Raw genomic sequence first — 24,784 nt, 5'->3', positions numbered from 1 at the left:
TGTGAGCACGCTCGCGGACAGTTGGCCCGACACCACCCGGGAACAGTGGGCAGGGGCGCCGACCTGTGGTTGGATCGCCCACGACGGCCATGCAGGTCGGCCGGTGACGATGCGGAACAGGCGGAGGCGAAACGATGAGCACGCCGTATGGCGGCAACGACCCGCAGCAGCAGCCCCAGTGGGGGCAGCAGCCGGGCTACGGCCAACAGCCGGGCGGCGCTCAACCGCCGAGCGGCCCGCAGCAGCAGCCGCAATGGGGCCAGCAGCCGCAGTACGACCCGTCGCAGACCCAGCAGCAACAGCCACAGCAGCCCCAGCAGCCTCAGTGGGGGCAGCAGCCCGCGCCCTACGACCCGTCGCAGCAGCAGCCCGGGTATCCGCAGCAGCAGGATCCCTCGCAGACGCAGCAACAGCAGCCGCAGTGGGGCCAGCAGCCGCAATACGGCCAGCAGCCGGGGTATCCGCAGAGCGGGCCCCAGCAGCAGCCGGGCTACCCGCAGAGCGGCCCGCAGCAGCAGCCTCAGTACGGGCAGCAGCAGCCCGGCCAGTACGACTACGGCCAGAGCCAGTTCCCGGGCACCCAGGGCGAGGCGCAGGACAAGCCGAAGTCCAAGAAGGGCCTGTTCATCGGGATCGGCGCGCTCGTGGTGATCATCGCCGCGGTCGGCATCCTCGGGTTCGTCACGCCGGGCTGGTTCAACACCCAGGTCTTCAACAACACCCAGATGCAGACCGACGTGCAGAAGCTGCTCACCGAGACGTACGGGATCAAGGAGATCAGCGCGGTCACCTGTCCCGCGGGCCAGGAGGTCAAGGACGGCGCGAAGTTCTCTTGCACCGCCACGATCGAGGGCAAGCCGCAGGATGTGCCGATCACCGTGAAGGGTGACACCGGCAACTACGAGGTCTCGCCGCCCGCCACCACCAAATAAACGGCGGGCGCCGGGCGTGGTCGATCCTGCATGATCGTCGCATGAGCGACTTTTCAGTGCGGCCGCTGCGGTCCGACGAGGAACGGGCCGCGGTCGATGTGTTCAGGCGGGCCTTGCATGTCAAGGAGATGACCGACGAGGAATGGTCGGCCTCCGCCGTATCGGTGCAGCCGGGCCGCGGGTTCGGCGCGTTCGATCCGGAGCTGATCGGTACCGTCCGGTCCTTCGATTCGGAAGTGACCCTGCCGGGTGGCGGCACCACACCGCTCGCCGCAGTCAGCCTCGTCGGTGTCCGTGCCGACCGCACCCGCCGTGGCGTGCTGACGGCGTTGATGCGCGCTCAGTTCGAGGATTTCGCCGCGCGCGGCGTCCCCGCGGCGATGCTGCACGCGTCCGAGGGCGCCATCTACGGCAGGTTCGGGTACGGCGCGGCCGTGCGGGCCAAGTCGATCGAGATCGACCGGCGCCGTGCCCGGTTCCGTCCCGAAGCGCCGGCCGGTGGGCAGATCTCCGTGCTCGATCTGGAGAACACCATCGAGCAATGGCCTGCGCTCTTCGACGCGCTCCCGCGGACTCGGCCCGGAATGATCGCGCGTAGCCCGAATCTGTGGCCGGGCTACGTCCGTGAGGTGCGCCGGGCGACCACTCCGATCGCGACCGCCGTGCACCAAGGCCCGGACGGCGTGGACGGCTTCGCCACCTACACCGTCGAGAGGGCTCATTTCGGTGCCCCGGCGTTGCTGAAGATCCAGTCCTTCCACTACGCGAGTCCCGACGCGTTCGCCGGGTTGTGGCGCTACCTGCTGTCCGTGGACCTGGTCGACCGTGTCACCGCCGAGAAACGGCCGCTCGACGAACCGGTCGAGCTGCTGTTCGCCGACCCGCGTCACGTGGAGGTGCAGAAGGTCCAGGACGAGGGCTGGTTCCGGCTGGTCGACGTCGAGACGATGCTCGCCGCCCGCACGTATCGGGGCGAGCCGGTGGTCATCGAAGTCACCGATCCCTTCCTGGAACACAACTCCGGCCGCTACCGCCTGTCCGAGGACGGCGCCGCCCGCACCACCGAGCCGGCGGATATCGAACTGGATGCCGACACCCTGTCGATGGTGTATCTCGGCGGTTGGTGCCCCTCGGATCTCGCGTTCGCCGGACGCGTCCGCGCCACCGGTGAGACCGCCTTGGACCGAGCGGACCAGCTGTTCGGCACGCGGGTGAACCCTTGGTGCGGTACCTTCTTCTGACGTTGGATGATCACACCGGTGGGGGTGGAGAAGCTTGAGCAGGCGAGCCGTCGCGACGGTCGGTCTGTGTGGTGCCGCTTTCGCGATGCTGGCGGCGTGTTCGGACACCCCGGCGCCCGCGCCGGCGACGAAGACCGTCACGGTTCCCCCGACGACGAGTGCTTCGTCGAGCGCTTCCGCGTCGTCCGGCGGTTCGTCCTCCACCGCTCCGGGCAGGGTCTTCGACCCGAGGACGATGCAGGCGGACGTGCGGAAGATCCTCACCGAGACCTATCAGGTGAGCCAGGTCGGCGACGTGCTCTGCCCGGCGAACCAGAAAGTCGAGGACGGCAGCACGTTCACCTGCACCGTCCAGGTCGGCGGGGAGGGCAAGACCGTCACGATCACCGTCACCGGTGAAGACGGCCGCTACGAAGTCGGCGCGCCCAGCTGAAAAACCGGTTGGGCCGTCCCGGGCCGGACGGCAGGATCCACGGTATGAGCGAATTCCATCTGCGTACCGTGGCCGAAGGCGAGCAGCGAGCCTGCCTCGATCTCCTGTCGGAGTCGTTGCACGGCAAGCCCGCCACGGACGAGACCTGGGCGAAGATGGCTCCGTCCTGGACAGCCGCCGGCAAGTTCGCCGCGTTCGACGACCACGGCGCCCCGGTGGGGATCGCCAGTTCCTTCGACGTCGAGCTGACCGTCCCGGGTGGACAGAAGCTGGTCACCGCGGCGGTCGACGGTGTCGGCGTCCGCGCCGACTGGACCCGCCGCGGGATTCTCACCGCGATGATGGCCGTACAGCTGGAAGACTTCGCGGCGCGGCGTGTCCCGGTCGCCGCGCTGCACGCCTCGGAAGCCGTCATCTACGGCCGCTTCGGGTACGGTCCGGCGAGTTACGACAAGGGTGTGTCCATCGAACGCCCGCGCGCCCGGGTTCGTGACGGCGTGGGGCGGGACGGCGAAGTCAAGTTCGTCACCCGCGCCGAAGCCGTGGAGCGGGTTCCCGCGCTGTACCACCGCTTCGCGGGGACACGACCGGGATTCGTTTCCCGGCCGCCGTCCTGGTGGCCCGGCTTCTTCGAGCGCGTGGTCACGGGAGACGACGGGTACCGGGTCGCGGTCCACAGTGGACCGGACGGTGACGACGGTTTCGTCGTGTACCAGAGCATCGACGTGCGCGACAGGCTGGCGCCGGAGCGTGGAGCGATCTTGGACATCCGTGAACTCCATGCCGCCACGCCACAGGCTTGGGCGGCGCTGTGGCGTTTCCTGCTGTCGGTCGACCTGGTCTCGGCCGTCACGGGACGCGGCCGCCCGCTGGACGAGCCGATCGCCGAACTGCTCACCGACCCCCGTGCGGTGAACACCACCGAGGTGATCGACGATCTGTGGCTGCGGCTCGTCGACGTCCTCGCGGCGTTGCGGGCGCGCACCTACGGCACCGCCGAATCCGTTGTGCTCGATGTGCTCGACAAGCAGCTTCCGGACAACAACGGCCGTTACGTCGTCGGGCCGGACGTCGTGGAACGCACGACCGCCGAGGCCGATCTGCGGCTGGACGTGGCCACCCTGTCGTCGCTGTACCTCGGACACGGTCTGTTCGGCGATCTGGCTCTGGCCGGACGTGTCGAGGTGCTGGACGAGGCGGCGGTCGCCCGTGCCGACTCCCTGTTCCACACCGCGCGCTCGCCTTGGTGCGGGACGTTCTTCTAGACCACTCGTGAGTGTTGCCGAGGCCGCGGGTGGCGATCGCCGAAGTCCGTGAAGGCCTCCTTCCCTACCTTCAGGGTAGGGAAGGAGGCCTTCACGGACCTCCGACCGCCTGGGCCCCGACCTTCGGCAGTAACCGTCCGTACCACTCACGAGGCGCGAGGCTAGGCCGGATTGCGCCGCGGTTTGATCCGCACCTGCGGCAGCGTGGGTGCGGGCAGCCACGCCGTGGTGCCCTGATAGCCCTCCACCCGGCCGAACCGGTCCGCCTGTGCCTGCCACGCTTCGCGGTACTCGGCGATCTCGTCGTGGCTGCGACCGACGAAGTTCCACCACATGACGAGTTCCTCGGTGAACGGTGTCCCGCCGAGCAGGAGTACCCGAGCCGGGCCGGTGCCGGAGTTCGTCAGCTCCAGCCGCGCCGCGCCCGGTGCGAGGTAGGCGAGTTCGCCGGTGCTCAGTGCGGCGCCGGCGACGGTGACGGAGCCGATGTCCTGCAGGACACCGTGTTCGAAGGCCGGGTCGACGTCGAGGGGCAAAGTCGCGCCGGGTTCGACAATGAGTTCGGCGCCCAGCAGGGGAGTGAACGCCGGGACCGGTGAGGTGGTCCCGGCGAGGCTGCCCAGGAACACCCGCGCCGTGGCGCCGGGCAGGTCGAGCAGCGGCGGCGCGTAGTGCCGGAAATCCCGTGCGGTGTCACGGTGTTCGTCCGGCAGCGCGATCCAGAGCTGGACACCGTGCAGCGTCGAAGTGTCCGGTGTGGACACTGTGGCGACCTCGGAATGCGCGATACCGTGCCCGGCGGTCATCAGGTTGAGCTCACCCGGCCGCACCATGGCGCGGGTGCCGATGCTGTCGCGATGCTCGATCTCGCCGCTGAACAGCCAGCTCGCGGTCTGCAAACCGGTGTGCGGATGCGGTGCGACGTCCATCCCGCCGGACGCCGAAACGTCCTGCGGGCCGTAGTGGTCGGCGAAACACCACGCGCCGATCAGCGACCGTTGCCGCTGCGGGAGGGTCCGGCGGACCCGGATCGCCCGCGGGCCGCCGAGCGGGACGTCGCGCGGGGTCAGCACGGTGACGCCTTCGCCCGGCCGCTCCCGGCACAGCAGCTCGGCCGGGTCAGCCTCGGTGTTGCTCATGACTTCGGGAGCGCGGCCAGCAGACGCTCCACCGAACGGCCGAGATTCCAGCGCTCCGCGAGTTCCGCGACCTTGTCCGGGTCGGCGGGTTCGGACGGGACAGTGTCCGGCCGGGACTGCTTGACCGGCGCGTCGGCCGCGACCCGGACGACGGTCGGGGCCACCGCGAGGTACTCCGCGGCATCGGTCAGCCGGAGCCGGGTCTTGAGCGGCACCCGTGAGTCGCCTGCGTTGGACGCTTCGATCAGCTCCTGCAGCGAGCCGAACTGGGTGATCAGCTTCGCCGCGGTCTTCTCGCCGATCCCCGCGACGCCGGGCAGCCCATCCGACGGATCTCCGCGCAACGCGGCCATGTCGGCGTACCCGGGACCGGCGTTCCCGGCCGGGATCCCGTACTTCTCGGCGATTTCGGCCGGGCCGAGGACTTCGGCCTTGTTCCAGCCCTTGCCGACGTAGATGACCACGGTGGGCGTCGGTTCATGGCGTACCAGCTGGAACAGGTCGCGGTCACCGGTGATGACCTCGACCGGGGAGTCCTGCTCGCGGATCGCGAGCGCGCCGATGACGTCGTCGGCCTCGTATCCGGCGGCCTCGGCCGTCGCGATCCCGAAGGCCTCCAGCAGTTCCAGGATGATCGGCACCTGCGGGGTCAGGGTGTCCGGCACTTCTTCGACATCGCTGCCTTCCGGGACCTCTTCGGCCACCCGGTGCGCCTTGTAACTGGGCAGCAGATCGGTGCGGAACTTCGGCCGCCAGTCCGCGTCCAGGCAGGCGACGAGCCGGGAAGGCCGCCGGTCGACGAGGATCCGCGCGATCGTGTCGGTGAACCCGCGCACGGCGTTGACCGGTGTCCCGTCCGGGGCGGTCATCGAATCGGGCAGCGCGTAGAACGAGCGGAAGTAGAGGCTCGCGGAATCGAGGAGAGCGAGTGGTCCGGTCACGCGGACAGCCTGCCATGTTCCGCCTCGGATGTCCGTGAAGGACCCGACCCCCAGCCGGGTCCTCCACGAACGGCCGGTCAGGCCGCGTAGGGCCGCGCCTGGCGTGCGTCGCGGAGGGCGTTGGCCCACCAGTTCAGCTGGTTCAGCAGCGTGGTGGCCGCGACCGAGGCGCCTTCGAAGTCGTCGTGCTCGCCGTCCGGGCCGAAATGGTTCCAGGCGTAAGGGAAGCTCACGGTCTCGCGGATCGTCGCGGCGTGGAGTTCGGCGAAGACCGGGCGCAGATGCTCCACCGCGCGCAGGCCGCCCGAGATGCCGCCGTAGGAGACGAAGGCGACCGGTTTGCCGTGCCACTCGGGCCCGGTGGCGTCGAGCGCGGTCTTGAGCGGGCCGGGGTAGCTGTGGTTGTACTCGGGGACGATCACGACGACGGCGTCCGCGGCGGCCACGCCGGGGGAGAGGTCGCCGGGGGCTTCGGCCAGGTCGATGACGGAAAGGGTGACGTCGTCGCGCTGTTTGGCGTGGTCCAGGAACCAGTTCGCGACGACGGGAGCGAAGCGTCCCTCGCGGACGCTGCTGATCACGACGGCGAGCTGGTAAGGCGAGTTCGTTGTCATGGGCAAGACCGTAAAACCTGTACTTAACTTGAAGTCAAACTCCAGAATCGCCGAATATCAGGCTCCAATCACAGAGAACTCTTTGCAAAGAGTTCTCTGCGGTTATAGGGTCGGTGGCATGGGGAAGAGCGAGAGATATCTCGCGCGGGTCGACGGCCGGATCCTCCGGGCGCTGTCGCATCCGCTGCGGGTCAAGATCCTGGAGTTGTTGCGAGAGGACGGTCCGGCGACGGCGTCCGGGCTGGCGAAGCGGGCGGGGGAGAGTTCCGGGACCACGAGCTGGCATCTGCGTCAGCTGGCCGAATCCGGGCTGATCGTGGAGGACACCGAACGCGGCAGCAGGCGCGACAGGTGGTGGAAGGCCGTGCACGAGGGAGACCGGATGCGCGCCAGCGACTTCATCGACGACCCGGATCTCGCCGGTCCCTTCAATGCCTACGCCCACACGATGGTCGAGCGGCGCTACGCCGCCGAAGCGCAGTTCGTCGCCGAAGTGCGGGACTGGGCCGACGAGTGGATCGACAAGGTCGCCTTCGACGACTCGCAGCTCTCGCTGACACCGGACGAGGCCGCCGCGCTGAGCGACGAAATCCTCGACGTGATCGGCCGTTACCGCCGTCCGGAGAAGGACGGCGACACCCAGGTCCGCGTGCACTGGGCGGCTTTCCCCCGGAAGTCCCGGCCGGAAACGCCATGAGCCGGATGCCACTGGGGGCCCTGGTCGTGGCTTCGGGGATCTCCTCGGCCGGGGTGACGATGACACTGCTCGCGATTCCCTGGTACGTCTTGCAAAGCACCGGCAGCGGCACCAAAACCGGCCTCGTCACCGCGGCGGAGGTGCTGGGCCTGATGGTCGCCGCGTTGCTCGGCGGCCCGATCGTGGACCGGGTCGGCACGCGTCGGGCCAGCGTCGGCGCGGATCTGCTGACCACTGTCACGGTGCTGCTGATCCCGCTCGCCGTGAGCACTACAGGGCTCGGCCTGCCGGGACTGATCGTGCTGTCGTTCGTGATGGGCGTGTCCCGTGGTCCCGCGGACACGGCGAAGCAGGTGCTGCTCGCGGGAGTCGCCGACGTGGGCGGGATCCGCACGAGTCGCGCCGCGAGTGCGGTCGAAGGGGCGATGAGGACCGGCCGGATGGTCGGCGGGCCCGCCGCCGGCGGGCTGATCGCGCTGATCGGGCCCATCCCGGTGCTGTTCGTCGACACCGGCGCGCTACTGCTGTCCGCCGCGCTGGTGTTCGCGTTCATTCCGGCCGCGGCAGGCCCGCCGAGTCCGCCCTCTGGCGGATATCTCAAGGAACTGCGTGACGGATTCGGGTACGTCGAACGCGATGGCCTCCTGCGTGCGATCGTCGGCATGCTGATGCTCACCAGCAGTCTCGACTTCGGCCTCATCGGAGTCCTGTACCCGGCCTACGGCGACCGAGTGCTGCACAGCGCGGCGCTGGTCGGCGCGATGATCACCGCCGTCGCGGTCGGTGGGCTCCTCGGCTCCGCGCTGTACGGCTGGGCAGGGCACCGTTTCCCGCGTCGCCCGGCGATTCTGGCCGCCGTGGCGCTCGTGGGCGCTCCACGCTTCGCCCTTCTCGCGTTGGAACCCACGCCCGTCGTCCTGCTCGCCGGGCTGGTGGTGACCGGGATCGGCGCCGGTGCGATGAACCCGATCCTGCTTCCGGTGGTCTACGAACGGGTTCCGGAGGCCGTGCGGGGTCGCGTGCTCAGCCTCCTGGTGGGCGGAGTGCTCGCCGTGGCGCCGCTCGGCTCGATGGCGGCCGGGCTGTTGCTGGACGGGATCGGCCTCGTCGGCGCGCTCGCCGTGTTCGGTGGTCTGTACCTGATCGCCGGCACCTTCCCGGCGATCTTCCGGGTCTGGCGCGGCCTCGACGATCCTGCCCCGATCGGGGGTGACCGGCCGGTGAGCCAAGGCGCGCGGACCGACTAGGCTCGCCATCATGTCGCGCCGTTCCCTTCACAACCCCGCCCCCGACGCCGCCAGCCTCCGCGCCCGCCTCGACCGGGCCCGCGCCGCGGCGGCCGCCGCCGACACCGACGCCCTGCTGATCGCACCCGGCTCGGACCTGCGCTACCTCATCGGCCAGGCCGGGGGCTCCTTCGAGCGGTTGACCACGCTGGTGATCCCGGCCGACGGCGTCCCGGCGCTGGTCCTGCCGAAGCTGGAGGCGCCCGGCTACGCCGACGTCCCCGCCGACGAGCTCGGCATCGAGGTCGTCACCTGGGTCGACGGCGACGACGCCTACGAACTGGTCGCCGACCGGCTGGGCAAGCCAGGCCGCGTGGCGGTCAGCGACTTCACCCCGGCGCTGCACGTGCTCGCCTTCCGCGGTGCGCTCGGCGACGCCGAGCAGACGCTGGCCGGGCCGATCGTGCGCGAACTGCGGATGCGCAAGGACGCGACCGAGATCCAGGCGCTGCGCGACGCGGGAGCGGCGATCGACCGCGTCCACGCCCGCGTGCACGAATGGCTGCGCCCCGGCCGCACCGAGGCCGAGGTCGGCGCGGACATCACCGCCGCCATCGTCGAGGAGGGCCACACCCACGCCGATTTCGTGATCGTGGGCTCGGGCCCCAACGGCGCCAGCCCGCACCACGACGTCTCCGAGCGGGTGATCGAGCGCGGCGACGTCGTCGTGGTCGACATCGGCGGCCCGATCGCCGAGGGCTACAACTCCGACTCCACCCGCGTGTACGCGGTGGGCGAGCCGCGTGACGCCGACGTCGCCGAGACGTACGCCGTCCTGCAGCGTGCGCAGAAGGCCGCTGTCGACGCCGTCCGCCCCGGCGTCACCGCCGAGTCGATCGACGCCGCCGCGCGCGACATCATCGCCGAGGCCGGGTACGGCGAGTACTTCATCCACCGCACCGGTCACGGCATCGGCCTCGACGTGCACGAGGAGCCCTACATCATCAAGGGCAACGCGCTGCCGCTCGAGCCGGGCATGGCCTTCAGCGTCGAGCCCGGCATCTACCAGCCCGGCCGCTGGGGTGCCCGCATCGAGGACATCGTCGTGGTCACCGAGGACGGCGTCGAATCGGTCAACCAGCGCCCGCACGACTTGATCGTGCTCGACGCATGACGGGTGGTCTGGAGCCGCTGGACCAGGCCATCGTCCAGGAGCTGGCCGCGGACGGACGGCGCAGTTTCACCGATCTGGCCGAGCGGGTCGGGCTTTCGGTGTCGGCGGTGCACCAGCGGGTGCGCCGCCTGGAGCAGCGCGGGGTCATCCTCGGGTACACCGCGCGGCTCGACGGCGAGCAGATCGGCCTCCCGCTCACGGCGCTGATCTCGCTGACGCCGAACGATCCGGCCGCGCCGGACGACTACCCGCAGCGTCTCGAGCACATCAAGGAGATCGAGTCCTGCTACTCGGTCGCCGGGGACGAGTCGTACATCCTCCTGGTCCGGGTCGCTTCGCCGCTCGGACTGGAGGATCTGCTCCGCCGGATTCGCGAGTCCGCCAAGGTCTCGACCCGGACCACGGTGGTGCTGTCGACGCCGTTCGAGGGCCGCTCGCCCACTCTGTGAGACGAGGGAACAGGTGGGCTTGCGCGACGCTGGTACGATAAAAGGTATGGCAACACGTAAGGTCACTCTCTCACTCGACAGTGGTGCGCTCGAGTTCGCCGAGCGGGCCGCGAAGGCACACGGGATCTCGGTCTCGTCGTGGTTGTCCAAAGCGGCCCGCAGGGAGGCCGTACGCACCGGATACACCCCGCAGCGCGCCCCGGTCGAACCGTCCGCCGAATCGGACGAGGCCGAGCTGACCGCCGCGGAGAAGGATCTGCGTGCACAGGGGTGAAGTCTGGACGTACCACCCCCCGACCGAACCGGCACGGCAGCGGACCGTCGTCCTGCTGTCCTCGGACGGGGTGAACGAATCCGAGCGGCCGTGGCTGCTCGGCGCCGAACTGCTGGACCGTGATCCGCAGGACATCCTCGGTGTCGCCGTCGACGCGCGGTACTGGGTCTCCACGTTGAACCTCACGCGCCTGTACCGGCCGTGGTTCGACGAGAAGATCGCGGAGATCGACCAAGAGGTCCAGGAGCGCATCGACATCGCGTTGCGGGCCGCCCTCGACCTCTAGCGACGGGTGATCGGACGGACGACACGCGTGTTACGTCTCCAAGCACGCGTGTCGCGTGTCTGATCACGCGACCTGCGTCCTGGTGGTGTCGGTGCATCGGATCGAGAGGCGATTCTGCCGCTTGCGTGATCGGACTGGCCGAAGGCTGACCTGCAGAGGTCGATTGCGACCCGGCTGTCCACAGGTGGCGTGCCGCGCACCCTTTGTAGCGTGGGTCCGCGCTCACCGACGAGGGCCGACTGCGGCATGAGTGTCCACAAGGGACACTTTTCGGGATGCAAGTGTCCGGTTTGGGTAGTCTGCGCGGTTTCATGAGGGGGTCGTGCATATAGATATAAACCGGACGCCGCGCAGTCAGAAAGTGTCCCTTGTGGACACTCAGGCAGGGTTGGACGCCACCTTCGCCGCCCTCGACCTCTAGCGCGAGACCTCTAGCGCGCGACCACCTCGGGCGCGGCGTGCAGTTTGCCGTCGGGTCCGGAGAGGCACGACGCGTTGCCCGCGCGCGCGGCGAGGAACTCGTTGAGGCAGTTCGCGATCTGCGCGTGGCCGTTGGCGTTGGGGTGGAAGGACTCCTGCAGCGCGTGGCTCGCACGGTCGACCTGCCCGAGGTCGCGCAGCTGGAGTGTCAGCCTGCTGAACCACTCGTTCGCCGGGTCGCTGCTGCACGCCTCACGCCCGGCGCCCGCCCGCGAGAGGTCCAGGAACCGCGCGCTGGTCGCCCTCGACGCCTGTTTGAGCCCGTCCGACAGGACGGAGACACCGTCGCGGCGCATCCACTCCAGATCCTCGGTGCGGAACGGGCAACCGTTGAGGCTGCGCAGTGCCTCGGGGATCTGAGGGCCGACGGGCGAGGCGTACGACATGAGCACGAGCTGGTAGTCCGTCGGAACGTAACCCGCCTGCGCCAACACCTTCTTGACGTCGGCGACGGCGTTGGTCACCTTCGGCACCATGGCGTCCACTTTGGACTTCCAGGTGGTGCGAAGCGCCGCGCTGCACGGCGGGTTCTGCGGGGAGAACCACGCCTTGAAGCATTCGTTGACCTGAGCGGAGAACTTCGGCTCGTCGTTCGCGCCGACCGCGATCACCACCGCGGCGACCCGGTGATCCTTGATCAGGTTCGCGAGCTGCTGCGCCTGCGACGGTTCCGTCCACTGCTTGGCTTCGCCCAGGGCGATCTGCTCCGAAGGCGCCCCCGAACACGCGAGGTTCACGCGCGCGGTGACGTCGGGGATCTTGATCTGCTCGACGAAGGCGTTGGGGGAGCGGTGGCACCAGTTGCCGCCCGGCCCGTTGGTGGCGGGCGTGTAGTCGCCCGCGCCCTCGCCGGACACGGTGCTGTCGCCGATGGAGACGACCGTCAGCGGCCCCGTCCCCGGCGGCCCTTGGCGCGGGGACGGCTGCCCTGGGCGGCTTTCCGACCCGGTAAAGGCAATGAACCCGACGAGAACCACCACGAACGTGAGCGCGAGAGCACCCCACCACCACCGGAAACGTCGCATCGTCCCCGGATTCTACGGACCCCGTGGCCCGACCGGGTGATCATGGCGGTGTGACGGTCGCGATGCCCGGTCAGCCCGCCTCCGTCAGATCCGTCCCGGCCGCCAGCTCCGTCACGATGTCGAGCACGCCGGGGAGCGCGGGCTTGTCGTTCTCCGGCGACCAGGCCATCACCGTCCGGGCGGTGTCGCCCGTCAGCGGCACGAACACCACCCCGCTCCGGCGCAGGCTGTGCGAAGACCGGGCCAGCCTCGTCACACCGATGCCGGCGGCGACGAGACCGAGCAACCCTTGCACGGTCGCGGCCCGCTGGACGACGCGCGGCGTGAACCCCGCCGCCTCGAATTCGTTGTCATAGCGGCGATGCCAGGGTTCCCAGGAACTTCGTGGCGTGAGCACCCACGGCTCGTCGGCCAGGTCCGCGAGCTTCAGCTCGGTCGCGGCGGCGAGCCGATGTCCCTCCGGGAGGACGGCGCAGACCTGCTCGGTGATCAACGTGCGGGTCTCGAACCCTTCGATCAGTGGAGGCCGGGTGAAGATCAGGTCGTAGCGGCCGGCGCCGAGCCCGTCCACGAGCGGCGCGATCTGGGTGTCGTCCGTGGTGAGGGTGAGATCGGGAAGCCGCGCGCGGACCGCGCGCACCACCGGCGGGAGCAGATAGTTGGCCGTCGTGGTGAGGAAACCGAGGTGCAGGGTGCCGATTTCGCCGCGCACCGCCCGGCCCAGCACCGACAGCGCCTCGTCGTTGCGGGCCAGGACCGCACGGGCCTCCGGCAGGAACAGCGCTCCGATCTCGGTGAGCCGGGTCCCGCGGCTGTCGCGCCGCAGCAGTCTCGTGCCGAGAACCCGTTCCAGGACGGTGATCTGCTGCGAAAGGGACTGTTGGGCGATGTGCAGGCGCCGCGCGGCCTTCGTGAAGCTCGCGTCCTCGGCGACGGCGACGAAGTAGCGCAACTGCCGCAACTCGGGGGTCACAGGCTCTGACTGTAGCCGCACCAGGAAACCGGTGTTGGCCGCACAGGCGCGATCTTCGCAGGATGGGTCGCAGGAACTTCACTGGAGGAAACAGGAATGACGAAGGAAACCGACGGCCGCGTCTGGCTGATCACCGGCTGCTCGTCCGGGTTCGGCAGGCACCTCGTCCTGGCCGCGCTCGACGCCGGCGACCGCGTGATGGCCACGGCGCGCCGTCCGGAAGCGTTGGCCGAGCTGGAAGAACTCGGCGGGGGCCGGGTGCGCACCGCGGCGCTCGACGTCACCGATCCGGCGCACGTCGAAGCGGCCGTGCGGGCGACCCTCGCCGAGTTCGGCCGGATCGACGTCGTGGTCAACAACGCCGGCCATGGTTCGGTCGGCGCGGTCGAGGAACTGGCGATGGCCGATCTGCGTTCGCTGATGGACGTGATGTTCTTCGGTGCCGTCGAGGTGACGAAAGCCGTCCTGCCACACCTGCGGGAGCAGCGAAGCGGTGCGATCGTGCAGATGAGTTCGATGGGCGGGCAGCAGAGCCCGCCCGGCTTCGGGGCTTACTGCTCGGCGAAGTTCGCGTTGGAGGCGATGTCGGAATCCTTGGCCGCCGAGGTCGCACCGTTCGGCGTGAAGGTGCTGATCGTGGAGCCCGGCGCGTTCCGGACCGAGTTCGGCGGCAGCCGGTTGCAACGCTCGAGGGTGATCGACGCCTATCGCGAATCCACGGGCGCCATCCGGGATTTCGTCGAGGGGATGGACGGCTCACAGCCCGGTGACCCGGCGAAGGCCGCCGCCGCGATCCTGAAGGTGCTGGACAGCGACAATCCGCCGCTGCGGCTCGCGCTCGGCGACGACGCTGTCGACGGGCTGCGAGCCACGCACGAGGCGAAGGCGGCGGAGCTGGCCGCCTGGGAAGAGCTGAGCCGCTCCACCGCCCTCTGAGGGGTCAGCCGAGCCAGCGCTGGATCGCGATGTCGAGCAGCTTCCGCGTGTGGCCGGGGGTGTCGTCGGGGCCGTCGGCCCAGGCGACGATCCCGTCCGGGCGCACGAAAAGACTCGGCTGCGACGCATCGGGATCGGCAACGTACGTGATCCGGCTTTCGATCCCGGCGTACCGGCCATCGGCCGAGCGGTCCACGAGCACGAAGCGGCCGTCGTGAGCGTGGTCGGCGAGCCTGGTTCCCGACCCGAGTTCGAGGTCCCCGGCGATGGAGCCGACCGGAGCGGTGGCGTCGTCGGCAGCGTCGGCGACGTCGTACCGCTGCAGGATCCCCGACGAGAGCGCGATCATGCGGTTGGTCGCGCCGGGGACCGCGAAGAGTTCGTCGCCGACGACCTCGCGCAGCCGGGCGGTCCGTTCGTCGCCGCGCATGAGCGCGACCTGGGCCCGTGTCCAGTCCAGGACCCACGCGCCGATCGGGTGCCGTTCGGCGTGGTAGGTGTCGAGCAGCCCCGCCGGAGCGTGGCCCTGGACGGTCGCGGCGAGCTTCCAGCCGAGGTTGACCGCGTCACCGATGCCGAGGTTCAGGCCCTGTGCGCTGAACGGTGAGTGCACGTGGGCGGCGTCGCCCGCCAGGAACACCCGGCCGCGGCGGTAGGCCTGTGCCTGGCGCGCGTTGTCCGACCATCGGGTCGCCCGCCCGCGCAGTCCCGTGATCGTCACCGGAACGCCGGTGACGCCCCGTACCGCGCACTGCAGCTCGTCGACGGTCACGGGAGCGTTCTTGTCCTCGGGCTGGGGCGCGAACCTGGCGACGAGGACACGCCCCGGAACCGGGCCGTAGGTGTAGATACCGTGAGGCGTCCAGTTCCACCCGCGGCGCAATTCACTCGCGTCGTCGATATCGGCGATGGCCTGATAGCCCACCAGCTCCGGGTCGGTGCCCACGAACTCGATCCCGAGCCGCTTGCGGACGACGCTCCGCCCGCCGTCGGCGGCCACGACCCAGCCGGCGCCGAAGTCGCCCGCGCTGGTCTCGACGACCACATCGGCGTCGTCGTCGAGGCCGGCGCCGGTGCTCCGCAGCCCCCGCACCTCGACACCGCGGCGGATCTTGACGCCCAGCCGCGCGCAGTGGTCGCCGAGCAGCAGCTCGAGATCGTGCTGGGGCACCATGATCCCGTTGGCCACGGCCGTATGCGCGGCGAGCACCGGATCGTCCTGGTCGACCAGATCGTGCCGGAACATGATCCCCGCGAAATGCCCGAGGACGGGGAACCGCCGGGTGGCCCGGCCCGCCGCGTTGGTCAGCTCGCGCACGGTCCGGTTCGAGCGGCCGCCGATGAAGGCTCTGGCTTCGGCCAAGCGACGGCGTTGTACCTCCTCCGCGGCGGGCAACAGGCCACGCCTGTCCAGGATCTCGGCGCTGGCGACGTTGATCGAGCCGGATTTGATCGTCGGATCCGGCTCCTCGAGCCGCTCCAGCACGGTCGTCCGCACTCCTCGCAAGGCCAGTTCGCTCGCGACGAACAGGCCGGTGGGCCCCGCCCCGACCACGATCACGTCGGTCCGTTCCATGATGACTCCAAGCTTTACTCGATAAGCTTACTTGGTAAGGTTACTGAGTAAAGGTACGCTTGTCACATGGCGAAGCGAGGAGATCGGGGCGGTGCGAAGACGCGGGCGCATATCGCCGAAGTCGCGACAGGACTGTTCGTGGAGCGCGGCTTCGACGACGTCACGGTCGCCGAGGTCGCCGCCGCCGCCGGTGTTTCGAAGGTGACGGTGTTCTCGCATTTCGAGCGCAAGGAGGACCTCGCGCTCGATCGGCTGCCCGACGCCGTCGGCATCGCGCGGGCGGTGATCCGTGATCGACCGGACGGCGTGGGCGTCGTCGAAGCGTTCCGGCGGACGGCGATCGCCCTCGCGGAGGAGCAGCATCCGTTGTCGGGGCTGAGCGAGGCGGGCGAGCCGCTCGCGCGCACCGTCGCCGGGTCGCGCGCGCTCATTTCACGGCTGCGCGAGTTCGAGCACGAGATCGAGGCCGAGGTGGCCGACGAGCTCGAAAGCGACACCCGGTTCTCGGGTGACAGTGAACTGACCGCCGCGTTGATCGTCGCGGCGTACCGGACCGTGGCGGTGACGACGACGCGGCGCCGGCTCGCCGGAGACGATCTCGCCGGTGTGATCACCGCGCACTGCGAGCGGCTGAACGCCGCCTTCGGCGCGCTGGCCAAGGCTTGGTGAAGCCTTGAGGGCGGGCGGCGGCCCGCCCTCAAGGATCAGCGTTTACGCCAGATGGAGACCTCCAGGTCGGTGATCTCGTACCGGTGCCCGTCGGCCTTGGTCAGGCTCGGCTCCGTGCCTTCCGACAGCGGTTCGAACGCATCGCCGAGGACGTTCGCGAGCTCGGCGGACGACGCCCGGGGGAGTGCCACGAGCAGCAGCCCTCCGGCGCGCAGGAAGTTCTCCGAGCCGACGAGCGGGCGCAGGTAGCCCGCCACGCCGCCGAGCCGGTCGAAGGCGTCCGCCACGACCACGCCGTCGAACGTGCCGAGCGCCGCGGGTGGGCGTCCGGGCTCGGCGAGGGTGAAGGACACGCCGCCACCTGGCGCGATCGACGGCCGCCGCGCGTGCAGCTCCCCGCGTCCCGGCACCCGGTAGCCGACGTCCCAGCCCTCGGCCAGCCGGTCCGCCGCCGCGACGAACGTCGGCCGGTCGTCCAGGCCGACGACCTCGATCGGCCGTCCGGCCAGCGCGAACGCCAGCCCGCCCGCCCCGGTGGCGAGATCCGCGACCCGCCGCAGCTCGACCCCGGCTTCATCGGCGGCCGCGAAGAACCTCCTGGCCAGCCGGTCCGGATGGGCCGCGGTCGCGGCCAGCGGATGCCCGGCCCGGCCGAAGACCTGTTCGGCGGTGCCGTACTGGCCGAGCAGGGCCCGGTCGAGTTCCGCCCGAGCCTCGCCGTCCACAGTGGACTCCGGCACGACGACCAGTCGGATTCCCGCCTGCTGCAGGAAATGCGGCCGATAGAAATGCCGAGCCCAGATGCTGCCCAGCTCGCCGGTGCTGATGTAGGCGCCACCGAGGATCAGCTGATGCTGACCGCCGTAGCTGGGCACCGAGAAGTCCTCGTAGTACGGGTGCGGGGTGAAGCCGTCGAGCGGGTTGAAGGTGTCTTCGCTCCACGCCCACAGGTTGCCGCCGGCGTCGTGCAGACCCTGCGACGTCGTCGGCGAGTGGTCGACCGGGCCTTCCGAACCCCAAGCCAGGCCCAGGTTGATGCCCGCCGCACGCAGCTGCGCACCGTCGAGCCGCATGACGACGTCGTCCGCGACACCCGGGCGTTCCGGAAGGTCGCGCAGCAGGAAGTACTCCGCTTCGGTCGGCAGCCGGTACTCCCGTCCGTCCTTTTCGGACCGCCAGGCGGCGAAGGCCTTGGCCTCGTGGTAGTTCACCACCACCGGCCAGTCCCACGGCATGTCGATCTCGTCGAACAGCGTGCGCAGCCGGAACGCGTGCAGCCCGGTCGGCCCGGTCGGCACCCAGAACCGCGGCCACTTGGTGTTGCGGAAGCGACGCCACGCCTCGCCCTCCGCCGACCACAGCTCCGGGCGCCGGTAGCCGCCGTCGGCGACGAAGCCGTGGAACTCGCCGTTGCTGACCAGGCAGCGGGCCGCCTCGAAGTCCGGCAGCTCCTGGCGGCGTGAGCCGTACGCGCTGTCCCAGCCGTAAGACGGGAAGGATTGTGGCTTGCCCAGCCGGGCCGTACGCCCGGGCACGGTGACGGTGCCGTTGGCGGGCACGGAACCCGGTTCTGGCTTGCCGGTCTCGGTGGTGCGGCGCAGCGGTGACGGCGCGGGCCACGCGGCGGGCCGCTCGACCAGGCTCGGCCGCATCTCGCGGACCAGCACCGAACTGGTCTCCAGATGGATGCGGTCGTGCTCGATCGCCAGCAGCAGGGCCCAGGCCTGGTCGTCCATCGTCACGGGACGCCCGAGATCGGGTGCGAACGGAGTGGTCTCGATGATGCCGACGACCGTTCGGTACACCTCGGCCCGGTAGTCCTTCACCTCCGAAACCGACGGCCACACCATGTCGTTCTTCGACATGTCGTCCCACGAGTTCTCGTCGACGCCCATTTCCAGGACGTGTTCGAGATAGGCGTCGATCGGCGCGTCCAGCAGCCCGGAGACCCGCAGCTTGTTGACGTACAGCGCGGTCGTGTGGCCGTAGTAGAAGATCATCGGGTGCCGCAGGTTGTGGTCCGGCGGACGGTAGAACGCTTCCGCGCCTTTCAACCCGGCGAACAGCACCTCGTGCAGGGTCCACGCGTTGTCGAAGTAGTCCAGCACCTCTTCGCGGCTGCAGACGGAGAGATCGGGCAGCGGCAGCGCTCGGATCTCGCCGGATTCGGCCACACCCGGACAACGGCCGGGTTCGGGACGGACCCCGGTGTACCACCACTGTGGATCGCGGGCTCCGTTCAGCCGCTCGTCGGAGTGCTTTACCGCGTTTCTCTCCCAAGGTTCCATGGTGACCGTCGACGTCATGTGACCTCACTTCAGTTCTGGGGCACTGGGGGCGGGTGCCGAAACCGTCGCATCTTCGAAAAGGTCATTTCCTCTCCTTTCGTGCCCTGAATCGCGCATCGGAAGAAGCCCGGCGCGAGAGCGCAAGCGGGGAGATGCCCGGTGATCGCGGCGGTGGCACCGTCGGTGTTTCCGATCCACCGGTTGAGAGGTGAACCCGTTGTCGACGAACCCCTGTGTCGTGCTCGTGGACACCTACGAAACGGCCGACCACGGGTTGCCGCAGACCGCCCGGCACATCGCGCCGACATTCCTGGCGCTGGGCGCGGACTGTGTGCGTGTGCAGAGCGCGCCCGACGCACCAGGGCAATACCGGAAGTCCTCGCCGACCATGAGCAACTACCGCGAGAACATCGTCCACGACGGCGACCTCGCGAAGACACTGGACGCGCTGGCGGCGCACCGGCCGGTCGCGGTCGTGGCCGGTGGCGAATACGCCGTCGCGTTCACCGACGAACTCAGCGAGGCGCTGGGAGTGCCGTCGAACGGCACCGCGCTTTCCCTGGCCAGGCGGGACAAGTCCGCCATGGGCGAGGCCGTCGCCACGGCAGGTTTGCCCGTCGCGCGGCAGTTGCCGACCGCGGACGAGGCCGAACTAGCCGCATGGCACCGAGAGGTGGGCGGACGGATCGTCGTCAAGCCGAACCGCAGCGCCGGCGGCGATGGTGTGTCCTTTTGCGACACTCCGGAGCAATCGGTCCGGGCGCTGCGCACGATCACCGGCCGCCAGAACGTGTTCTCCGAGGACAACGACCTCGTCATCGCGCAGGAGTACCTCGCCGGCACCGAGTACATGGTCAACACGGTGAGCATGGACGGCCTGCACCAGGTGTGCGACATCTGGAAGACGTCGCGCTTCGCCGTCAACGGAGTGTCCGACCTGCTCGGTGCCTGCCAGATCGTGCCGAGGCGCGGGCCGGGCCACGACGAACTGGTGAATTACGCGTTCGCGGTCCTCGACGCGCTGGGCATCCGGCACGGCGCCGCGCACGTCGAGATCAAGCGGACTCCACAGGGGCCACGGCTGATCGAGGCAGGTTCGCGGCTCTCTGGCGGTGACCTGCCGCATCTGGCGCGGCTCGCGATCGGCGAGTCCCAGCTGGACTGGATGGCCGACGCGGTGCTCCGGCCGGAGCGGTTCCGTGAGCGGTGGGGCGAGGACTACCGGATCCGGCGGCATTACGCCTGGTCCGCGCTGCTCTCGCCGGTCGAAGGCACGCTCCGCCGGTACACGGCGCTCGACGAGATCCGGCGGCTGGAGAGCTTCCACGAGATGTTCGTGCTGACGCAGCCGGGGAAACCGTTGCGCCGCACCATCGACGACACGACGTTTCCGGTGGTCGTCACGTTCATGCACGAGATCGAGGAGTACGTCCTGCGCGACCTCGGCACGCTGCGGTATCTCGACGGCGTGGGCTGCTACGAGCTCGAACCATGACCGCGCCGGGGTTCCTGAGGACCCGGCTCGGCGGGCTGCCGAAGTCGTTCTGGGTGCTGTGGACGGGCACGCTCGTCAACCGGCTCGGCACCATGGTCCTGCCGTTCCTGGCGCTGTACCTGACCAGTGAGCGCGGCCTTTCGGTGGCGACGGCGGGAACCGTGCTGGCGCTGCTCGGCATCGGCCAGGTGTTCTCGCAGCTGATCGGCGGGATGCTGGCCGACCGCATCGGCAGGCGGGCGACGCTGACCGGCGGGATGCTCGCGACCGGCGCCATCATGCTGGTGCTGGGGTACGTCGAACGCCTCGAACTGATCGCGGTCGCCGCGCTGCTGCTCGGGCTGGCGCTCGACGTGTTCCGCCCGGCCACCCAGTCGATCGTGGCGGATCTGGTGCCCGGCGCCGATCGCACGCGGGCGTTCGGGCTGCTGCTGTGGGCGATCAACCTGGGCTTCTCGATCGCGATGGTGCTGGGCGGCACGCTGGCCCGCGCCGGCTTCACGACGCTGTTCTGGGTGGACGCGGCGACGTGCGTGCTGTTCGGGCTGCTGGTCTGGCGGGCGGTGCCGGAGACCCGGGGCGGCGGTGGCGCCCGGGAACGGGGCGGCTTCACCGTCGTCCTGCGCGACCGGGCCATGGCCGGGCTGATGCTGGTTTCCCTGGTGGTCGCGTTCGTGTTCCTGCAGAGCCTGGCCACGTTGCCGCTGGCGATGCGCGAGGACGGTCTTTCGCCGGCGGGGTACGGGCTGGTGATGGCGGTGAACGGGATCGTCATCGTGGTCGTGCAGCCACTGGTGGGGCATCGGCTGGGACGCTGGGATCCTTCGCGGGTGCTCACGTTCGGGATCCTGCTGACGGGCTTGGGTTTCGGAGCCACGTCCTTCGCATCGACGACGCCGGCGTACGCGGCGTGCGCGGTCTTGTGGACCCTCGGCGAGATCGTGATCCAATCGGTGGGCGTCGCCATCGTGGCCGAACTCGCCCCACCGCATCTGCGCGGCCGGTACAACGGCGCTTACGGCACGGCGGCGGGCCTTGCCGCGTTCGTCGCGCCGCTCGGCGGCACGCAGCTGCTGGTACTGGGCGCACCCGTGTTGTGGACCGTCTGTCTCGGCCTGTGCCTGGCCGCGGCCGTGGGGCAGCTCCTGCTCGGCAACGCGGTCCGCCGCCGGATGGCCACCACGGCCGTTCCCGTGGCGGTCGGCTGACCCGGCTCATCCGTCCATTCTGGACGCGAGGATCGCCGCGCCGGGACCGGAAAGTTCGTCCAGTGCCACGTCCCGGCCGGCGATCGACAGCAAGAGCGCTTCGCCGGGGCCGCGGACCTCGGGTCCGGATCCGGCCGACCAGTCCAGGTCCGTGGCGACGAGCCGGAGTCCTCGTGCCCGCTTGCCCGCCTTGATCGGCGGGGCGTAGCGGGCGAAGGCCAGGGCGTGACGCAGCCGATCGGGCGGCACCTCGCGGGGAAACCCCAGCGGACGCCGGATGTCCTGGTGATGGAGGAGCCCGTCGAGCAGCGCCACCCGCCCGCCGAACGCCGAGGTCAGGCCGCGTGGTTCGAGGTGGTCCTCGATCCTCGAGATCAGCTCCTCCGGTGTCCGGCCGGGCTTTCGAGCGACGCCGAGCGCGTTCATCCGGTGCAGCCGCAGCCCGCCGCGGACGGCCTGTCCGACCACATCACGGAAGCTCTGGGTGTCGTAGTCGACGACGTGGGCGACCACCTCGCGGACCGTCCACTCCGAACACAAGGTCGGCGCGTCCCAGTGCTCCGGAGACAGTGTTCGGAGGAACGCGGCGAAATCCGCCCGTTCGTCCCTGGCGAGTCGCGCGACCGGGTTCATCGGCGGCCTCCTGTGATCATTCGTAGTCGAGCCACCCGCAAACGTAGTAGTTCGTGTCCTCGTTCCGCTCGACGTTCCAGGAATAGACGACCTCACCGGCGAGTTTGCCGGTGCGTGCGTTCCGCTGGGTGATCTTGGCCTGGACCGTCACGAACTCCTGTCCCGACGGCACGGAGTGCGGCAGCATCTCCCAGCGCTCGACGTAGTGCCCGTGGAGTTCGAACCCGAGCAGGGTCGACCTCAGGCGGGGGCAGGTCCCGCTGCGCAAGGCGGTCATGTCGCGATTGGCCAGCCCGTTCATGTAGACCTGGAACACCCGATCGATCGCCGCGGGTTCGCGGCTCGGCGCGGATGACGCAGATGGCCCAGCCGGACGCGCGAAGTCAGAGGTCTCACGCCGCCGACGCTAAGCGGCCTTCATGAAATTCTGATGATGCGTGTTCAGGCAGCGAACTCGCGTGATTGGAAGGCGAACTCGTGTGATTGGAGACGGAACACGGCCGGCTCAGCAGTTTTCGAGGAAGTGCCGCAGCACCCGCGTGCCGAAGCGCAGGCCCTCCACCGGGACCCGCTCGTCCACGCCGTGCGCCATCGCCCGGTACGGGAAACCCTCCGGCAGCAACAAGGGCGCGAAGCCATAGCAGTCGATCCCGAGGGGACTGAACGCCTTCGCGTCCGTTCCGCCGCCCATGCAGTAGGGGACGACGACGGCTTCGGGGTCCTCCGAACGCAAGGCGTCCGCCATCGCGTCGAACCACGGCGAGTCCACCGGAGCCTGGACCGGCGGCTGGTGCGCGACGAATTCGCGGGTGACGCCTTCACCGAGCATCGCGTCGATCTCGGCGAGCAACTCCGGCTCGGCGCCGGGAAGGACGCGGACGTCCACCTGGGCCTCGGCCGAAGTCGGGATCACGTTCACCTTGTAGCCGGCGTCGAGCATGGTCGGGGTCGTACTGTTGCGGACCGTCGGCACCACCAGCGCACCGGCGGGCCCGAGCCGCGCGATCGTTCCGTCCACATCGGACAGATCGACCGGGACGCCGAGCGCTTCCCCGGTGCGTTCGAGGAAGGCCTGGACGGTCGGGGTCAGCTGGACCGGCCAGCGGTGCGCGGCGATCTTCCCGAGCGCGGTGACCAGCCTGGTGACCGCGTTCTCGTCGTTGGGGCGCGAGCCGTGTCCCGCGCGGCCCTTGGCGGTCAGCCGCAGGTGCGCGGTGCCGCGCTCGGCCGTCGCCACCGGATAGAGCCGCACGCTCCGGCCGTCGGCGGCGGGGACGTGGTAGGTGTACGCGCCCGATTCGCTGATCGCGGCCGCACAGCCGTCGAACAGGTCCCGGTGCGCCGCGGCGAGCCAGTGCGCGCCGTACTCGCCCTTGTCCTCCTCGTCGGCCACGAACGCCAGGACGATGTCCCGTCGTGGCCGGACGCCGGTGGAGAGGGCGGCGAGCACCATCGCGCAGAAGTCCTTCATGTCGACGGCGCCGCGGCCCCAGAGGAATCCGTCGCGGATTTCGCCCGAGAACGGGTCCACCGACCAGTCGGCGGCGTCCGCCGGGACGACGTCGAGATGCCCCTGCACGAGCAGCGCGGGCAGGCTCGGGTCGGTGCCCGGGACCCGCGCGATCACGTTCGCACGCCGGTGCGCGGACTCGATGATCTTCGAGTCGATCCCGAGTTCCGAAAGCAGCGACGCCACGTACTCGGCGGCCTCGCGCTCGCCTTCGGAGTCCCCGTCGCCCCGGTTCGTGGTGTCGAACCGGATCAACCGCGAACAAACTTCGACGACATCCATCTCAGCGTTATCTCCGGACCCCGCGGCCGCGATCACGTCGCCAGGGCGCGGCCCCCGAAGGTCCTGCTGGTCAGCTTGAACGGCGCCCTGCCGCCGCGATAGCGGGGCCTCCGGCCTGGCGGGTTCGGTATCGAAGGGGCGGTCGTGAACCTCGCTCCGCGATTCCATGTCAGCCATAGATACCCTGCACCGCCCCGGCCGCGATCGCCGTGACGATCTTGAACGCCTTCATCGCTTCGGTCATGTCCGGCGCGTCGAAGCCGACCCGCCGCACGCCGATCTGTTCCACCGTCGGGATCACCGCCGCGGCCTGCGCGAGATGGCTCGCGTCGAACTCGACCTCGATCCGGTGGTGCGTGGTGAACCGTTCGACCCGGCCCGCCCGGTTCATCGAGTCCGCCGCGGCCGACGACAGCAGTTCGGCCGTCCTGGCCGGCGGCAGGCAGATCGCGGCGTAGCGGCTCACGCACTCCTTCACCGTGACCAGTTCTGCCTCCGGCGCGTAGTCCTGGGCGTCGTCGCAGGCCTTGTCGTCACCGGAGACGACCAGCACTGGGACGCCGTACTCGGCGGCCATCGCCGCGTTGAGCCTGCCTTCGCTCGCGGGGACGTCGTCGAGCCACACGCCGGTGATCTGGTTCTCCAGGTACGTGTGCGACAGGACGCCGTCGAACCCGGCGCCGGCGTGGTAGCCGAGGAACACGACACCGTCCACACCGGTGTCGATGCCTTGCATCATCGAGAGCGGCTTGTGCCTGCCGGTGAGCATGCGCGCCCGGCCGTCGAGGTCTTCGAGCAGAAGGTTCCGCTGGGACGAATGCGCCTCGTTGACCAGGACGTCGGTGGCGCCGGCGTCGAACAGACCGGCGATGGTGGCGTTGACGTCACCGGTGAACAGGCGGCGGAATCGTTGCCACTGCTCGGTGCCGGGGATGACGTCCTCGGTCCAGGTGACGCCGGTGGCGCCCTCCATGTCCGCCGAGATCATGATGCGCATGCGGGGCACCCTAGCCGAGGCTCTTTGCCCTCGCCGCAGGG

The 24,784-nt window shown here is 69.7% G+C and carries 25 protein-coding genes; 14 read left to right on the top strand and 11 right to left on the bottom strand.

What is annotated here, in order from left to right:
* The first annotated feature begins 134 nt into the window (after positions 1 to 134).
* From ACIRGA_RS15515 to ACIRGA_RS15500, 4 genes are read left to right on the top strand one after another with little or no spacing between them, the layout of a single operon-like run.
* Entirely contained in the window at positions 135 to 932 is a 798-nt protein-coding gene (locus tag ACIRGA_RS15515) for a DUF4333 domain-containing protein (protein WP_400941366.1), read from the top strand.
* 41 nt (positions 933 to 973) lie between these two features.
* Positions 974 to 2,173, top strand: a complete 1,200-nt coding sequence (locus ACIRGA_RS15510; RefSeq protein ID WP_400941364.1) for a GNAT family N-acetyltransferase — start codon at positions 974 to 976, stop codon at positions 2,171 to 2,173.
* A 34-nt stretch (positions 2,174 to 2,207) separates the two neighbouring features.
* Positions 2,208 to 2,606, top strand: a complete 399-nt coding sequence (locus ACIRGA_RS15505; RefSeq protein WP_400941362.1) for a DUF4333 domain-containing protein — start codon at positions 2,208 to 2,210, stop codon at positions 2,604 to 2,606.
* 44 nt (positions 2,607 to 2,650) lie between these two features.
* Positions 2,651 to 3,871, top strand: coding sequence for a GNAT family N-acetyltransferase (locus tag ACIRGA_RS15500; RefSeq protein WP_400941359.1), 1,221 nt, complete (start codon positions 2,651 to 2,653; stop codon positions 3,869 to 3,871).
* 161 nt (positions 3,872 to 4,032) lie between these two features.
* Here ACIRGA_RS15500 and ACIRGA_RS15495 read toward each other — a convergent pair whose 3' ends face one another.
* The 3 genes from ACIRGA_RS15495 to ACIRGA_RS15485 all read right to left on the bottom strand — a co-directional run bounded on the left by ACIRGA_RS15495 (position 4,033) and on the right by ACIRGA_RS15485 (position 6,565).
* Complete coding sequence (locus tag ACIRGA_RS15495; RefSeq protein ID WP_400941356.1) at positions 4,033 to 5,010, bottom strand: pirin family protein; 978 nt, start codon at positions 5,008 to 5,010, stop codon at positions 4,033 to 4,035.
* Positions 5,007 to 5,951 carry a 5'-3' exonuclease H3TH domain-containing protein gene (locus ACIRGA_RS15490; RefSeq protein WP_400941353.1) on the bottom strand — a complete coding sequence of 315 codons (945 nt, stop codon included), beginning with the start codon at positions 5,949 to 5,951 and terminating at the stop codon, positions 5,007 to 5,009. The genes ACIRGA_RS15495 and ACIRGA_RS15490 overlap by 4 nt, the downstream gene beginning before the upstream one ends.
* Positions 5,952 to 6,028: 77 nt before the next feature.
* Positions 6,029 to 6,565 carry an NADPH-dependent FMN reductase gene (locus ACIRGA_RS15485; RefSeq protein WP_400941351.1) on the bottom strand — a complete coding sequence of 179 codons (537 nt, stop codon included), beginning with the start codon at positions 6,563 to 6,565 and terminating at the stop codon, positions 6,029 to 6,031.
* A gap of 118 nt (positions 6,566 to 6,683) precedes the next feature.
* On the opposite strand from ACIRGA_RS15485, the gene ACIRGA_RS15480 reads away from it, so the two are divergent.
* The 6 genes from ACIRGA_RS15480 to ACIRGA_RS15455 are packed head-to-tail and all read left to right on the top strand — an operon-like array spanning position 6,684 to position 10,671.
* A complete protein-coding gene (locus tag ACIRGA_RS15480; protein WP_400941348.1) occupies positions 6,684 to 7,262 on the top strand; it encodes an ArsR/SmtB family transcription factor in 579 nt (192 codons plus the stop codon).
* Positions 7,259 to 8,509 (top strand): MFS transporter, encoded by a 1,251-nt coding sequence (locus ACIRGA_RS15475; RefSeq protein ID WP_400941343.1) that lies wholly within the window; start codon positions 7,259 to 7,261, stop codon positions 8,507 to 8,509. Before ACIRGA_RS15480 ends, ACIRGA_RS15475 begins: the two co-directional genes overlap by 4 nt.
* A 10-nt stretch (positions 8,510 to 8,519) precedes the next feature.
* Positions 8,520 to 9,662, top strand: a complete 1,143-nt coding sequence (locus tag ACIRGA_RS15470; protein WP_400941341.1) for a M24 family metallopeptidase — start codon at positions 8,520 to 8,522, stop codon at positions 9,660 to 9,662.
* Positions 9,659 to 10,111 carry an Lrp/AsnC family transcriptional regulator gene (locus ACIRGA_RS15465; RefSeq protein ID WP_125787729.1) on the top strand — a complete coding sequence of 151 codons (453 nt, stop codon included), beginning with the start codon at positions 9,659 to 9,661 and terminating at the stop codon, positions 10,109 to 10,111. Before ACIRGA_RS15470 ends, ACIRGA_RS15465 begins: the two co-directional genes overlap by 4 nt.
* 46 nt (positions 10,112 to 10,157) lie before the next feature.
* The gene (locus ACIRGA_RS15460; protein ID WP_007035425.1) at positions 10,158 to 10,385 is read left to right on the top strand and encodes a hypothetical protein; all 228 of its coding nucleotides are present in this window, start codon (positions 10,158 to 10,160) and stop codon (positions 10,383 to 10,385) included.
* Positions 10,372 to 10,671, top strand: a complete 300-nt coding sequence (locus ACIRGA_RS15455) for a hypothetical protein (RefSeq protein ID WP_400941338.1) — start codon at positions 10,372 to 10,374, stop codon at positions 10,669 to 10,671. Before ACIRGA_RS15460 ends, ACIRGA_RS15455 begins: the two co-directional genes overlap by 14 nt.
* Before the next feature lie 431 nt (positions 10,672 to 11,102).
* Here ACIRGA_RS15455 and ACIRGA_RS15450 read toward each other — a convergent pair whose 3' ends face one another.
* Entirely contained in the window at positions 11,103 to 12,176 is a 1,074-nt protein-coding gene (locus ACIRGA_RS15450; protein ID WP_400941336.1) for a GDSL-type esterase/lipase family protein, read from the bottom strand.
* Positions 12,177 to 12,246: 70 nt separating this feature from the next.
* Complete coding sequence (locus ACIRGA_RS15445) at positions 12,247 to 13,149, bottom strand: LysR family transcriptional regulator (RefSeq protein WP_400941333.1); 903 nt, start codon at positions 13,147 to 13,149, stop codon at positions 12,247 to 12,249.
* A gap of 96 nt (positions 13,150 to 13,245) precedes the next feature.
* Between ACIRGA_RS15445 and ACIRGA_RS15440 the strand changes: the two genes are divergently transcribed.
* The gene (locus tag ACIRGA_RS15440) at positions 13,246 to 14,085 is read left to right on the top strand and encodes an oxidoreductase (protein WP_400941331.1); all 840 of its coding nucleotides are present in this window, start codon (positions 13,246 to 13,248) and stop codon (positions 14,083 to 14,085) included.
* Between the two features lie 4 nt (positions 14,086 to 14,089).
* On the opposite strand, the gene ACIRGA_RS15435 is transcribed toward ACIRGA_RS15440, so the two are convergent.
* Positions 14,090 to 15,661, bottom strand: coding sequence for an FAD-dependent oxidoreductase (locus ACIRGA_RS15435; RefSeq protein ID WP_400941329.1), 1,572 nt, complete (start codon positions 15,659 to 15,661; stop codon positions 14,090 to 14,092).
* Positions 15,662 to 15,727: 66 nt separating this feature from the next.
* On the opposite strand from ACIRGA_RS15435, the gene ACIRGA_RS15430 reads away from it, so the two are divergent.
* Positions 15,728 to 16,330 (top strand): TetR family transcriptional regulator, encoded by a 603-nt coding sequence (locus ACIRGA_RS15430; RefSeq protein ID WP_400941326.1) that lies wholly within the window; start codon positions 15,728 to 15,730, stop codon positions 16,328 to 16,330.
* Positions 16,331 to 16,365: 35 nt separating this feature from the next.
* Here ACIRGA_RS15430 and ovoA read toward each other — a convergent pair whose 3' ends face one another.
* On the bottom strand, positions 16,366 to 18,636 hold the full coding sequence (ovoA, locus tag ACIRGA_RS15425; RefSeq protein ID WP_400941323.1) for a 5-histidylcysteine sulfoxide synthase: 2,271 nt from the start codon (positions 18,634 to 18,636) through the stop codon (positions 16,366 to 16,368).
* Between the two features lie 199 nt (positions 18,637 to 18,835).
* Here ovoA and ACIRGA_RS15420 point away from each other — a divergent pair, with 199 nt between their 5' ends.
* Together ACIRGA_RS15420 and ACIRGA_RS15415 are read left to right on the top strand one after the other, a co-directional pair.
* A complete protein-coding gene (locus ACIRGA_RS15420) occupies positions 18,836 to 20,113 on the top strand; it encodes an ATP-grasp domain-containing protein (RefSeq protein ID WP_400941322.1) in 1,278 nt (425 codons plus the stop codon).
* Positions 20,110 to 21,321, top strand: coding sequence for an MDR family MFS transporter (locus ACIRGA_RS15415; RefSeq protein ID WP_400941319.1), 1,212 nt, complete (start codon positions 20,110 to 20,112; stop codon positions 21,319 to 21,321). Before ACIRGA_RS15420 ends, ACIRGA_RS15415 begins: the two co-directional genes overlap by 4 nt.
* 6 nt (positions 21,322 to 21,327) lie before the next feature.
* On the opposite strand, the gene ACIRGA_RS15410 is transcribed toward ACIRGA_RS15415, so the two are convergent.
* The 4 genes from ACIRGA_RS15410 to ACIRGA_RS15395 form a co-directional block, all read right to left on the bottom strand.
* Positions 21,328 to 21,954, bottom strand: a complete 627-nt coding sequence (locus ACIRGA_RS15410; protein ID WP_400941316.1) for a maleylpyruvate isomerase family mycothiol-dependent enzyme — start codon at positions 21,952 to 21,954, stop codon at positions 21,328 to 21,330.
* Between the two features lie 16 nt (positions 21,955 to 21,970).
* On the bottom strand, positions 21,971 to 22,270 hold the full coding sequence (locus ACIRGA_RS15405) for a hypothetical protein (RefSeq protein ID WP_400941314.1): 300 nt from the start codon (positions 22,268 to 22,270) through the stop codon (positions 21,971 to 21,973).
* A 189-nt stretch (positions 22,271 to 22,459) separates the two neighbouring features.
* A complete protein-coding gene (locus ACIRGA_RS15400) occupies positions 22,460 to 23,746 on the bottom strand; it encodes a M20/M25/M40 family metallo-hydrolase (RefSeq protein ID WP_400941312.1) in 1,287 nt (428 codons plus the stop codon).
* Positions 23,747 to 23,915: 169 nt separating this feature from the next.
* On the bottom strand, positions 23,916 to 24,743 hold the full coding sequence (locus tag ACIRGA_RS15395; protein ID WP_400941310.1) for a M55 family metallopeptidase: 828 nt from the start codon (positions 24,741 to 24,743) through the stop codon (positions 23,916 to 23,918).
* Positions 24,744 to 24,784: the final 41 nt, after the last annotated feature.

The organism is Amycolatopsis sp. NPDC102389 (assembly GCF_044765885.1).
Classification (GTDB): Bacteria; Actinomycetota; Actinomycetes; order Mycobacteriales; family Pseudonocardiaceae; genus Amycolatopsis.
The sequence above is the reverse complement of the archived record's forward strand: the minus strand, read 5'-3'. Positions and strand labels throughout refer to the sequence as shown.

Bases quoted from the DNA above. Each gene is read 5' to 3' on its own strand.
- ACIRGA_RS15515 (WP_400941366.1), top strand. From the start codon at position 135: ATGAGCACGCCGTATGGCGGCAACGACCCGCAGCAGCAGCCCCAGTGG.
- ACIRGA_RS15510 (WP_400941364.1), top strand. From the start codon at position 974: ATGAGCGACTTTTCAGTGCGGCCGCTGCGGTCCGACGAGGAACGGGCC.
- ACIRGA_RS15500 (WP_400941359.1), top strand. From the start codon at position 2,651: ATGAGCGAATTCCATCTGCGTACCGTGGCCGAAGGCGAGCAGCGAGCC.
- ACIRGA_RS15495 (WP_400941356.1), bottom strand. From the start codon at position 5,010: ATGAGCAACACCGAGGCTGACCCGGCCGAGCTGCTGTGCCGGGAGCGG.
- ACIRGA_RS15485 (WP_400941351.1), bottom strand. From the start codon at position 6,565: ATGACAACGAACTCGCCTTACCAGCTCGCCGTCGTGATCAGCAGCGTC.
- ACIRGA_RS15480 (WP_400941348.1), top strand. From the start codon at position 6,684: ATGGGGAAGAGCGAGAGATATCTCGCGCGGGTCGACGGCCGGATCCTC.
- ACIRGA_RS15475 (WP_400941343.1), top strand. From the start codon at position 7,259: ATGAGCCGGATGCCACTGGGGGCCCTGGTCGTGGCTTCGGGGATCTCC.
- ACIRGA_RS15470 (WP_400941341.1), top strand. From the start codon at position 8,520: ATGTCGCGCCGTTCCCTTCACAACCCCGCCCCCGACGCCGCCAGCCTC.
- ACIRGA_RS15465 (WP_125787729.1), top strand. From the start codon at position 9,659: ATGACGGGTGGTCTGGAGCCGCTGGACCAGGCCATCGTCCAGGAGCTG.
- ACIRGA_RS15460 (WP_007035425.1), top strand. From the start codon at position 10,158: ATGGCAACACGTAAGGTCACTCTCTCACTCGACAGTGGTGCGCTCGAG.
- ACIRGA_RS15450 (WP_400941336.1), bottom strand. From the start codon at position 12,176: ATGCGACGTTTCCGGTGGTGGTGGGGTGCTCTCGCGCTCACGTTCGTG.
- ACIRGA_RS15440 (WP_400941331.1), top strand. From the start codon at position 13,246: ATGACGAAGGAAACCGACGGCCGCGTCTGGCTGATCACCGGCTGCTCG.
- ACIRGA_RS15435 (WP_400941329.1), bottom strand. From the start codon at position 15,661: ATGGAACGGACCGACGTGATCGTGGTCGGGGCGGGGCCCACCGGCCTG.
- ACIRGA_RS15430 (WP_400941326.1), top strand. From the start codon at position 15,728: ATGGCGAAGCGAGGAGATCGGGGCGGTGCGAAGACGCGGGCGCATATC.
- ovoA (WP_400941323.1), bottom strand. From the start codon at position 18,636: ATGACGTCGACGGTCACCATGGAACCTTGGGAGAGAAACGCGGTAAAG.
- ACIRGA_RS15415 (WP_400941319.1), top strand. From the start codon at position 20,110: ATGACCGCGCCGGGGTTCCTGAGGACCCGGCTCGGCGGGCTGCCGAAG.
- ACIRGA_RS15410 (WP_400941316.1), bottom strand. From the start codon at position 21,954: ATGAACCCGGTCGCGCGACTCGCCAGGGACGAACGGGCGGATTTCGCC.
- ACIRGA_RS15400 (WP_400941312.1), bottom strand. From the start codon at position 23,746: ATGGATGTCGTCGAAGTTTGTTCGCGGTTGATCCGGTTCGACACCACG.
- ACIRGA_RS15395 (WP_400941310.1), bottom strand. From the start codon at position 24,743: ATGCGCATCATGATCTCGGCGGACATGGAGGGCGCCACCGGCGTCACC.